General features: G+C 45.8%; 9 protein-coding genes and 1 rRNA gene. All 10 read left to right on the top strand.

Annotation, left to right across the window (positions count from 1 at the left end):
• The first annotated feature begins 7 nt into the window (after positions 1–7).
• A complete protein-coding gene (locus NSS82_RS26130; protein WP_076272781.1) occupies positions 8–754 on the top strand; it encodes a hypothetical protein in 747 nt (248 codons plus the stop codon).
• Between the two features lie 14 nt (positions 755–768).
• The gene (locus NSS82_RS26125) at positions 769–1,545 is read left to right on the top strand and encodes a hypothetical protein (protein WP_076100998.1); all 777 of its coding nucleotides are present in this window, start codon (positions 769–771) and stop codon (positions 1,543–1,545) included.
• A 66-nt stretch (positions 1,546–1,611) separates the two neighbouring features.
• Complete coding sequence (locus NSS82_RS26120) at positions 1,612–2,973, top strand: hypothetical protein (RefSeq protein ID WP_076272780.1); 1,362 nt, start codon at positions 1,612–1,614, stop codon at positions 2,971–2,973.
• A gap of 158 nt (positions 2,974–3,131) precedes the next feature.
• Positions 3,132–3,569 (top strand): ACT domain-containing protein, encoded by a 438-nt coding sequence (locus NSS82_RS26115; protein ID WP_036685183.1) that lies wholly within the window; start codon positions 3,132–3,134, stop codon positions 3,567–3,569.
• Between the two features lie 33 nt (positions 3,570–3,602).
• On the top strand, positions 3,603–4,889 hold the full coding sequence (locus tag NSS82_RS26110) for a homoserine dehydrogenase (protein WP_036685184.1): 1,287 nt from the start codon (positions 3,603–3,605) through the stop codon (positions 4,887–4,889).
• Positions 4,890–4,948: 59 nt separating this feature from the next.
• On the top strand, positions 4,949–5,926 hold the full coding sequence (gene thrB, locus NSS82_RS26105) for a homoserine kinase (protein ID WP_036685186.1): 978 nt from the start codon (positions 4,949–4,951) through the stop codon (positions 5,924–5,926).
• Positions 5,923–6,810, top strand: a complete 888-nt coding sequence (gene pheA, locus NSS82_RS26100) for a prephenate dehydratase (protein WP_076101002.1) — start codon at positions 5,923–5,925, stop codon at positions 6,808–6,810. Before thrB ends, pheA begins: the two co-directional genes overlap by 4 nt.
• A 4-nt stretch (positions 6,811–6,814) precedes the next feature.
• On the top strand, positions 6,815–7,696 hold the full coding sequence (gene ilvE / locus NSS82_RS26095; protein WP_036685189.1) for a branched-chain-amino-acid transaminase: 882 nt from the start codon (positions 6,815–6,817) through the stop codon (positions 7,694–7,696).
• A 304-nt stretch (positions 7,697–8,000) separates the two neighbouring features.
• A complete protein-coding gene (locus NSS82_RS26090) occupies positions 8,001–9,728 on the top strand; it encodes a LysM peptidoglycan-binding domain-containing protein (RefSeq protein WP_076272779.1) in 1,728 nt (575 codons plus the stop codon).
• A 453-nt stretch (positions 9,729–10,181) separates the two neighbouring features.
• Positions 10,182–11,739, top strand: a 16S ribosomal RNA gene (locus tag NSS82_RS26085).
• The last annotated feature ends 150 nt before the right edge of the window (positions 11,740–11,889 follow it).

Below are 11,889 nucleotides of genomic sequence, written 5' to 3'. Positions count from 1 at the left end.
GGACCTAATGAACAAAAGCAGGAGATATATATACATTATTACCGTCATTTATGCGGTAGCTATAGTACTGACAGTGTTCTCGTTTATTGGATTAGGTTTCTCCGACTCACTGTTTCGGTTCACAATTTCTTTATCCGCGGTTCTGCTAGCAGAGAGTGTAATCTATGGCTATTGTATTTTATGGCTCCGAACTGCAAGTAGCATTCAGCAGACTCCGCCTGTTCTTATCAGCGGTGCAATCATTACGGGAATCTATGCAGTCATCGTATTTGTATCGGCCTTACTCTTCGATTGGCTGCTAGAGTTACCCGCCTTGTGGTACGCAGCTGAACAACTGCTGATTCTTGTGTTAGGGGCGATCACTTTGGCCGCGATAGGGCTTTACGGGTGGAATGCTGGGACAGGGGAACAGCAAGCTAATAAGTCTTTACAAAAGTTTCGGCGGTATCAGAACGAATTAACTGAAATGAGTGAGCTGGCTAGTAGCTGGAAGAATTCCGAATCCGAGCAGCTAGTGAACGTGTTAGATATGTTGGAGGAAAAATTTAAGTACAGTGATCCGATATCAGAACCGTCTTTATATGCTACAGAGGATATTCTCCAGCAGCAGATTTCCCTGTTACATGATCACGTGAAGCTACTGCTGGCGACCCAAGAGCCACATGAGGGCTGGCAGGTAGAAATAAATGAGATGTCAGAGAGTATAAAGTCTACACTTCAGCGGCGTAACCGTGAATTAGCGGCACTTAAATAGGAGGAGTTTACTACATGAACAGTTTGAACCTACAAGAGCCGTCACCGCTCCCGGGAGGAAATGCAGCCGTTCCCCGGCTTAAATACGAACGTACCGGGTTTGATTATGTTATTCTCGCGGCGGCTTATCTGCTGATGCCCGTTGGACTTGTACTTGCCTTGTTGCGTTTGATGACAACGCATTACAAAAATTACCGCAGACCGACTAACCTCAACCTGCTGATGCATGTATTTATTGGTGGGTTTGTTGAACTTTCTATTGCCATGTTTTCTAGTGCGCTCAATGGGGAATTTGGAACTTCTGAATTAGTATCAACGCTTATTTTAATTGCAATCATGTTTTTGACTCCAGCTTTTATACTGGCCAGTGTGACAGCGAAAGCTAAATATACCCTTTCTAAGCTTAACACTTCTTATATAGAGCTGATTCAAAATAAGAATATCCGGCATATTGGCAGTATATCTGAACGAATAGGCCAAAGTGAAAGTGATGTACGAAGAGATGTCCAGTATCTGAAGGATAAAGGGCTGCTTAATATTGATATTGCATTATCCGAAGGGCGCCAGACGCCAGAGTCATCAGCAGCTAATCAAGGTTACCCTGGAAGTACTTCGGGCTTCGAAGGAACGGGGAGAACCCAAGCATCGGGGCAGCAGATACCTGTGCAGCCTCAGTCTCCGCCGCAACTGCCTAAGTCTATCCGTTGTCCGGGGTGCGGAGCCCAGAATACTGTGCTCCCAAGCCAATCTAAAAGCTGTGATTACTGTGGAACGAAGATCCCGTACAATTAATGCCGTCAACCAACAGATTAGCTGCATCGCATATAGGATTACATAAATAAGGGGATTAAAGACAAAATGAGTGGATTGGATATACGCAGACAGCCGCCGACATCGGGAAAACCCGTGTACAAGCATGAATATGAGCGGACGGCGTTTGATTATACGACTATTGTGTTTGCGTATGTATTTGCTCCGGTTGGCTTTATATTGGCTGCCATCCGGTTATTATCTACACATTCCAAGAGACAGCGCAAAGCAAGCAATATTAACCTGTTTTATCATGCGTTTATGGGTGCCTTTGTAGAATTGGCGATCTATTTCATTATTAGCAAGCTACTCGGTCAAATCGATTATGTCGCACTCTTGATCAGGCTGGTGATTACCTACGCATTGTTTAGAATTCCCGCCATTAAATTATCCGTTAGGGCCGTAGGATGGAGAGAGGGATTCACCTATCTTTGCAATGACTATATCGCATTGGTTCTTGTGGACGGCATAAGGCATATCGGCAGCCTATCCGATATTCGCGGATTCAGTGAAGAGAACGTCCGCGAGGTTTTGGAATATTTAAAAGATCAGGGAGTACTTTCTCCAGATATTGTTTATTATGAAGGACGTGTAGATAACCCATTTGTAAAATTGCCGCCGAAGCTTATTTATTCTAAACGGGCACAAGCACTGGTGCGTGCGCCTGAGAATAACCTTCGCTATCGTAACAAGCGAGACCGGACAGTGTTTGATCGAATCATCATGGCGATTGCCTATTTGTTTGCTCCGCTTGGGTTTGTACTTGCGATGCTTCGTTTTGTAAGCACTCATTATAAGAATGAGCGGAAATCATTTAACTATAAATTGCTCTATCATGTATGTATGGGAGCTTTTATGGAACTTGCCGTCCTCTTCGCCGTGGGGACCTACAAAGGGGATTTTAAGTGGTTCACTTTATTGATCATTCTGGTGGTCCTCTACTTGATCTTTATAATTCCGGCGGACAGCTTTGCAGGGAGGGCTACCTTCGCAACAGAAAACTTTGATTTTCTGTGCAAGAAGTATCTCATGCTGATCATAGTGGATGATGTTAGACATATCGGTAATTTAGCTGATATCACGAAACAAAGTGAAGATGATGTACGTAGAGACCTACGGTATTTAGTGAGATGGGGGTTACTTGCTTCTGATCTTGTCTATTATGAAGGACGTGTTAAGCTCTTAGATAAACAACCACCCAATCTTGTGCATCCTGACCGGGCACAGCCCTCCGCGGCATCAGAGAACCAGCCATCATCTGGGCGGCAGTCATTGCCGGAGAATAGGCCTAAACCACTTGTCCAACTGCCGAAATCCATCGTTTGTCCGAGTTGCGGTGCTAAGAGTAGAGTACTTCCAGGGCAGGATAAAATCTGTGACTATTGCGGGACGACGATTCCATACAGTTAGTGTACATACGATTGCCAACTGCCCCCGGGAATCCGGGGGTTTTATTGCGTCTAACTCCCCGACCTCAGAGTATCCAGATAAAGTTATTGCAATTTACAGGCTTTTTCCGATATAATGTCCACTAAGAAAACACAAAAGTCTTTGAGGTGAGGACGTTCGTGAAAGAACGCTATTATTTGGTCCGGGAGGACATATTACCTGATGCTGTACTTAAGACTATGCAGGTTAAACAATTGCTTGAGGCCGGGGATGCGAAGACCGTAAATGAAGGTGTAGAGCAGGTGGGATTAAGCCGAAGCGCTTTTTATAAATACAAGGATGGAATTCATTTGATCCATCAGCTCGAACGGGAGCGGATCGTTACGATTTCCATGGATTTGGAGCACGAATCTGGAATGCTTTCCAAGGTACTAGGCTCTGTAGCGGGACATGGGGCTAATGTGTTGACGATACACCAGAGTATTCCGCTGCAAGGGCGGGCAAATGTGGTGATCTCCGTAGAAATTTCACACTTAAATGAGGAACTCGGAGAGATGCTGGATAGTCTGAAAGAGATTCCAGGAGTGAAGCGTGCTTTAATCGTTGGACAGGGATAGGAACTATATTCGTAAACTTTTAGGAGGAGACAGATGAAGCCGGTTAAAGTGGGGTTGCTGGGCCTGGGAACAGTAGGCACAGGTGTAGTTCGTATCGTGGAAGGGAATCAAGAGGATTTAAGCAGCCAGGTAGGCTCTTCAATTGTCATTGAACGTATAGCTGTGAATAATTCTAATAAACCACGCGAAATCGAGGTTGATCCTGCTAAAATAACGACAGATCCATGGGATGTGATTCGTGACCCTGAAATTGATGTCATCGTTGAAGTTATGGGTGGAATCGCGGGAACCAAAGAATATATTCTTGAAGCTTTGGAACGCGGTAAACATGTCGTAACTGCGAACAAGGATTTGATGGCGCTGCACGGATCAGAGATTCTTGCTAAGGCGCAGGAGAAGCAATGTGATGTCTTTTATGAGGCTAGCGTTGCAGGAGGCATTCCGATTATCCGCACACTTATCGAGGGCTTTTCCTCGGATAAGATTATGAAAATTATAGGTATCGTGAATGGAACGACTAATTACATACTAACCAAAATGAGCCAAGAAGGCGCATCCTATAATGATGTGTTAAAAGAAGCGCAGGATCTGGGATACGCAGAGTCTGATCCAACCTCGGATGTGGAAGGCTTGGACGCTGCCCGCAAAATGGCGATTCTCGGAACCTTAGGTTTCCGTACTAACGTGGAGCTGCATGATGTAAGTGTGAGTGGGATTTCTCAGGTGAGTAAGGCGGATATCGCCTTTGCGAAACGTCTCGGATATGAAATTAAGCTGTTAGGCATCGCTGAACGTCAGGATGAAGAATTCAGCATCAGTGTTCAGCCAACCTTGATTCGGGCTAGTCATCCCTTGGCTTCCGTCAATGGCGTGTTCAACGCAGTTTACGTATACGGGGAAGCAGTGGGAGAAACCATGTTCTACGGTGCGGGTGCGGGCGCAATGCCAACTGCAACCTCAGTGGTAGCTGATTTGGTGGCTGTCATTAAGAACCTTAAACTAGGTGTTAATGGATTGAAGCAAAAAGTACCTTACAAGCAGAAAAAGCTTAAGAGTGATGAAGCTATCTTTTATAAAAACTTTTTACTTCTGCATGTTGATGATAAAGCAGGGGTATTGGCTAAGATTACTCAAGTGTTTGCCGAATATGATGTGAGTTTGGATTCAGTAGTTCAGCAAGCCAATCCCAATAATCCTGATGCGGAGATCATCATTGTCACTCATAACGCTAGTAAAGCAAGCATGAACAAAGTGCTGCGCCATTTCGAGGAGCTGAAAGTCATCCGCCGGATCAAGAGCCATTATCGAGTGGAAGGTTAACCACGTCACTGAACTAATACTTTCATATTTCAAAACATAGTAAGGAGATTGTACCTGTTATGAGTATTTACGGAAGAGCTAGGGTTAAAGTGCCTGCTAGTACTGCCAATCTTGGTCCGGGCTTCGATACTCTAGGTATGGCTTTGCCGCTATATGCCTGGATTGAGATGGAGGAAGCAGAAGAGACTGTTTTTCATCTATATGGTGATGAGATGAATGGAGTGGCTCAGGATAAGAGCAATTTACTCTATAAGGTCGCACAAATGGTATTTGCAGAGGCAGGCGTTACGGTGCCTGAATTATCGATATCGATGTACTCGGAGATTCCCCTTACGCGCGGACTCGGCAGCAGTGCCTCAGCTATTATTGGCGGCATGGCTGCGGCGAACACAATGATTGGCTCTCCGCTGGATAATGGCAAGCTGTTTGATATGGCTACCCAGCTTGAGAAACATCCCGATAATGTGGGTGCCTCCTTGTTTGGCGGCATTATTACTGCTGTGTGGGATGGTGAACATGCGGATTATGTTCGGCTAGAACCACCACAAAATCTTGAGGTGCTGGTGGTTATTCCTGAATTCGAACTGGAAACCACAAAAGCGCGGGGATTGCTTCCAACAGAAATCTCAGTTAGTGATGCTGTGTACAACATCAGCAGAACCTCTCTATTGACGGCTTCGCTGGCATCAGGCCGGCTTGACCTGCTTAGCAGAGCGATGCAGGATCGCCTGCATCAGCCGTATCGTGCACCGCTTATACCGGGCATGGAGAAGCTGCTTGCAGAAGCTCCTGAACACGGTGCTTTAGGGATCGCACTTAGCGGTGCTGGACCGACTCTGCTATGTTTAGTGGATCGCCAAGAGACCCGCAAGAGTGAGCTTGAGGCCTTCTTGAAGAATACGATGCAGGAACATGGCATTTCCGCTCGGACCTGCTGGTTAACACCTTGTGCTTCTGGAGTTACTACAGAGCTGCTCGAAATAAACGAGATGCAAAACGTATCATTTTTGGATATGATAAAAGGAGTACGGTCATGAAATCAATAGCGGTATTGCCGCAGGGCTCGGTATCCCACGAAGCGCTGCTGCATTTGTTTAACGGTGAACCTGTAAAGCTTGTGCATCACAAGTTAATTTCCGATGTATTTCTCTCTACGGCGGGTGGAACCACCGATTACAGCGTGATTCCGATTGAAAATACCATTGAAGGCTCAGTTAGTCTTCACATCGATTGGCTCATCAATGAAGTGGATCTGCCAATGCAGACGGAATGGATTTTTCCATCGATACAGAATCTTATCGGTAACCCAAGGGAATTCACAGATACAGACGGCAACAAGGATTTCACCAAGATGGTAAAAATCCTTTCGCATCCAGTAGCAATGGCACAATGCATGCAATTTGTTCGTAAGCATGCCCCTTGGGCTGAACTGGAGTCGGTCGGAAGTACCTCTGAAGCTGTGGAAATCGTCAAAAACAATCCGGGTAAGGGCTGGGCTGCTATCGGTACCGCTCTTGGCGCCGCTACGCATGGGCTGGAGATTGTAGATCGGCAAATTACAGATCACAACAACAACTACACACGGTTTGTCCTGGTTGGTCCACAGAAGATAGATCTTCCGCGGAGCAGCACAGGAGTAAAGACGAGTGTTCTAGTAACGCTGCCAGAGGATTTTCCAGGTGCCTTGCATCAGGTGCTTGCTGCTTTTTCCTGGCGGAAACTGAATTTATCGCGTATTGAATCACGACCAACGAAGAAGAAGCTGGGTACTTATTATTTTTATATTGATGTGCTGGAACCGATAGAATCTGTTCTGCTGCCAGGGGCTATTGAAGAAATTAGTGCTTTAGGCTGTCAGGTAAGGATTCTGGGCTCGTATCCCACATACACCTATGAGGAAGAGAAAGCGGAGGTGCAGTAAATTCATGGCTGAGCAATGGATCTATTTGGATGGACAACACGTAACGAAGGAAAATGCAAAGGTATCCGTTTTTGATCACGGTTTTTTGTATGGAGACGGTATTTTTGAAGGTATCCGTATCTATAACGGCAATATTTTTAAATGTAAAGAGCATTTGGACAGACTGTATGATTCGGCAAAATCGATCATGCTGGACATTCCGCTAACGTATGATGAGATGCTGGAGGCTATGGCTGAAACGATTCGTCTTAACGACATGCGGAATGGCTATATTCGACTGATCGTGTCCCGGGGACCAGGGAACTTAGGTCTTGATCCACGCCGTTGTCCAAAAGCTAGTGTAATTATTATCGTTGAACAACTGGCTATTTACCCAGAGCAAGCGTATTTGAACGGACTTCGTGCAGTTTCTGTGTCCCAACGCCGTAATATTCCGGATGCACTCAATCCAAAGATCAAATCGCTTAATTACCTAAACAATATCCTAGTAAAAATCCAATCCAACTTGGCAGAAGCCGACGAAGCCATCATGATGAACGCTCAAGGTTATGTTACTGAGGGATCGGGCGATAACATTTTCATTATCAAAAATGGTGTGGTTTTCACTCCTCCATGTTACTTGGGAGCCCTTGAAGGAATTACCCGTCTGGCGATCATTGAGCTCTGCGAGAAATTAGGTATTAAACTGAAAGAAGAACCGTTCACAATGCATGATGTTTATATAGCGGACGAGGTGTTCTTCACTGGCACAGCTGCTGAAGTTATTGCTGCACGTGAAATTGACGGCCGGATCATTGGTGAAGGACAAGCGGGTCCAATCACTTTGAAGCTGCTCGAAGAGTTCCGTAATGTGGTTGATAAAGATGGCTATAAGGTTTGGGAATAAAGACTAATCATACAACGTAAATAGCATTGAATACGCATCAGAAGTCCTTTTATGCATACATGCAGAAGAAAACGGGAGTCTCCGGTTAATCTTTTCATGGATCATGAAAGGATTTTTTTTATTTCGGGGATGTCATTCGCCCATGGGCTGCATAAGATGTAGTAACGAAGGAGGCGGCTGTACCGCATATAACTTTGTAAGAGAGCAATGTTCCATGAAAAGGGTGTTTGCTTTCGAAGTCAGTTTTGCTGTGTAGCTGTAAAGAAAGCAATACTCCACAAAACTTTTAGGAGGTTAATGCTACGTGAAAATACACATTGTCAAACAAGGCGATAGTTTGTATGCATTATCGCAAAAGTACGGAGTGCCGTTACAAAAACTTATTGAAGCAAACCCGCAGATCAGTAATCCGAATGTGTTAGCGGTTGGAGACAAAGTAAAAATACCTACGGCTCCTGTATCCGTACCGGAGAACAGTGAAGTTTACTACAAGCACACCGTTAAACAAGGAGATACCTTGTGGAAATTATCTAAAGCCTGGGGAATTCCTTTGAAGGATATGGTTGAGGCCAATCCCCAACTAAAGAATCCAAATGTACTTATGCTAGGGGAAGTAGTTAATATTCCTAAAAAAGTATCCAATACCTCACCGACACAGCCTGGGTATACACCTTCTAACGCCTCAGAGAAAACGCAGGTGGGTGGCAAGGAATATACAGGCCCCAAAGAACAGCCTGCTGCTGAAGTAGTGCCTGCACCTAAACCGGAAACTAAACCAGAAGTAAAACCAGAGACCAAGCCAGAAGCTAAACCTGCACCTAAACCAGTGACAAATATCTCACCTGAATCCAATTCTGCACCACACCCATCGCTAAACATCGCCCCTATTAATACACAAAATATTGCACCCAATCCTGCGCCTAATATGCAAATGGAAGTTGCTCCAGTGCAAGAAATTGAAATGCAGAGTTTATTTGTTCAGATTACGGTTCCAAATCAAGAACCGGTTGCTCAACAAGAAGCACCTAAAGCTGAGAAGAAAGCAGACAATGATTGCTCATGGGATAATTCCAACGGATACCCGGGCCTGGGAGGAAATCCTTATCTCTATGATTCATATCAAAATAGCCCTAATATGAACATGAACTGGGCACCAAGTTATGTTCAGCCAATGGCTTATGCACCAGAATGTATTTCACCATGTTATTTTTCGGGCAATATGTATTCTAATATGAGTCCAGAACAGTGGAATCCCAATGCCGCGCCAAACATAAGCCCGGAACAGTGGAATCCAAATGCTGCGCCAAACATAAGCCCGGAACAGTGGAATCCCAATGCCGCGCCAAACATAAGCCCGGAACAGTGGAATCCCAATGCCGCGCCAAACATAAGCCCAGAACAATGGAGTCCCAATGCTGCCCCTAACATGAGTCCAGGACAGTGGAATCCGATGGAGGCTAATGTTGCTGGCATGAACGTAGGCGGGGATTTCTCCCCGTATGCTGTTCCTCAATATGGAGGACAGACGCCGAATCTTCCTTGGTCAACTTGTGGGTGCGGAGGCGTGCATATTCAACCCGTGCAAACTTATTCATATGACATGCCTGTATACAACACCTATCCTGAATATGGGAATCCAAACGCTTTTTCCGCATATGGAGCAGGAATGCCTAATCAGGGAATGGTACCTACTTCTACACTTGGAGCATTTGGCGGACCGGATAACTCTAATATTCCATCCAATCCGCAGTATCCAGGGATAGGTAATTATTCGCAGCATAATCGGGTGCCGGAAATTCAAGAACCTGAAGCGTTCGTGCAGGAATCTCCTGAGGCGGCTAGAACAGAGACTGATGAGTCAACTTCTAACGGTTCTCTCAAGAATAAGGGGAATGTAGCAAAGGAAACAGCAACAGGCAAAAAAGCAAAGACCTCAGGTCAACCTAGCAGCAAGAAAAGCAAAGCTGCTACGAAATCTCAAGGTTCAGCAGCGAGTACTAAAAAACGTAGAAATCCTTGGATTTCAAACTAATAAATTTATATATTAAGCCGTTGTTTGACTTACGTGTAGATTCTGTATCCTTAGAATCTACACGTTTTTCTATAGGTAAATAGGGATAAAAAATGTTAAATAAAGTGGGGCAAAAGCACTTATTTATAAAATATAAATTTTTAAGTATTGTTTTTATATAGGGTTATATGTTACATTATAAATCCAGTCGCAAAGAGGAACTATAAAGCTTTCGGTTGGTGAATGTTAATCTGAATTAGATTGCAAATAACTTTTTTAAAAAAAGTTGCAATAAATCAGAAAGCATGATATATTATAAGAGTTGCTGCTGAGACATTAAACGGCGCCAACGAGAACTTGATCTTTGAAAACTGAACAACGAGTGAGTGGGAAATCACGCAAGTGAAATCCAAAATTAGAGAATTAATTTTCTCGTCAGATGTTTCAAAATGAGCATATCGCTCTTTTCAATACTAATTGGAGAGTTTGATCCTGGCTCAGGACGAACGCTGGCGGCGTGCCTAATACATGCAAGTCGAGCGGAGTTATTTTGAAAGCTTGCTTTCAAAATAACTTAGCGGCGGACGGGTGAGTAACACGTAGGCAACCTGCCCTTCAGACTGGGATAACTACCGGAAACGGTAGCTAATACCGGATAATTTCTTTTTTCTCCTGAGAGAAGAATGAAAGACGGAGCAATCTGTCACTGAGGGATGGGCCTGCGGCGCATTAGCTAGTTGGTGGGGTAACGGCCCACCAAGGCGACGATGCGTAGCCGACCTGAGAGGGTGAACGGCCACACTGGGACTGAGACACGGCCCAGACTCCTACGGGAGGCAGCAGTAGGGAATCTTCCGCAATGGGCGAAAGCCTGACGGAGCAACGCCGCGTGAGTGATGAAGGTTTTCGGATCGTAAAGCTCTGTTGCCAGGGAAGAACGTCCGGTAGAGTAACTGTTACCGGAGTGACGGTACCTGAGAAGAAAGCCCCGGCTAACTACGTGCCAGCAGCCGCGGTAATACGTAGGGGGCAAGCGTTGTCCGGAATTATTGGGCGTAAAGCGCGCGCAGGCGGCTATTTAAGTCTGGTGTTTAAACCTTGGGCTCAACCTGAGGTCGCACTGGAAACTGGGTGGCTTGAGTACAGAAGAGGAAAGTGGAATTCCACGTGTAGCGGTGAAATGCGTAGATATGTGGAGGAACACCAGTGGCGAAGGCGACTTTCTGGGCTGTAACTGACGCTGAGGCGCGAAAGCGTGGGGAGCAAACAGGATTAGATACCCTGGTAGTCCACGCCGTAAACGATGAGTGCTAGGTGTTAGGGGTTTCGATACCCTTGGTGCCGAAGTTAACACAGTAAGCACTCCGCCTGGGGAGTACGGTCGCAAGACTGAAACTCAAAGGAATTGACGGGGACCCGCACAAGCAGTGGAGTATGTGGTTTAATTCGAAGCAACGCGAAGAACCTTACCAGGTCTTGACATCCCTCTGAATCTGCTAGAGATAGCAGCGGCCTTCGGGACAGAGGAGACAGGTGGTGCATGGTTGTCGTCAGCTCGTGTCGTGAGATGTTGGGTTAAGTCCCGCAACGAGCGCAACCCTTAACTTTAGTTGCCAGCAGGTAATGCTGGGCACTCTAGAGTGACTGCCGGTGACAAACCGGAGGAAGGTGGGGATGACGTCAAATCATCATGCCCCTTATGACCTGGGCTACACACGTACTACAATGGCCGGTACAACGGGAAGCGAAGCCGCGAGGTGGAGCCAATCCCATCAAAGCCGGTCTCAGTTCGGATTGCAGGCTGCAACTCGCCTGCATGAAGTCGGAATTGCTAGTAATCGCGGATCAGCATGCCGCGGTGAATACGTTCCCGGGTCTTGTACACACCGCCCGTCACACCACGAGAGTTTACAACACCCGAAGTCGGTGGGGTAACCCGCAAGGGAGCCAGCCGCCGAAGGTGGGGTAGATGATTGGGGTGAAGTCGTAACAAGGTAGCCGTATCGGAAGGTGCGGCTGGATCACCTCCTTTCTATGGAGAATCGTTCTCTGCAATGAGAACATTCAAATCGGGAGCTCAGCTTCCAAAACTCAGGTTTAGGCCTGTTACTCACTCGTTGCTCAGTTTTGAGAGTTTAAGCTCTCAAGTAAGACTTGATCCTTGAAAACTGGATACCGAAAC

Origin of the sequence: Paenibacillus sp. FSL H7-0735 (genome assembly GCF_038008505.1) — a bacterium.
Classification (GTDB): domain Bacteria; phylum Bacillota; class Bacilli; order Paenibacillales; family Paenibacillaceae; genus Paenibacillus_AQ; species Paenibacillus_AQ odorifer.
Note: the sequence above shows the minus strand (reverse complement) of the source record. Positions and strands in the feature narration are given on the sequence as shown.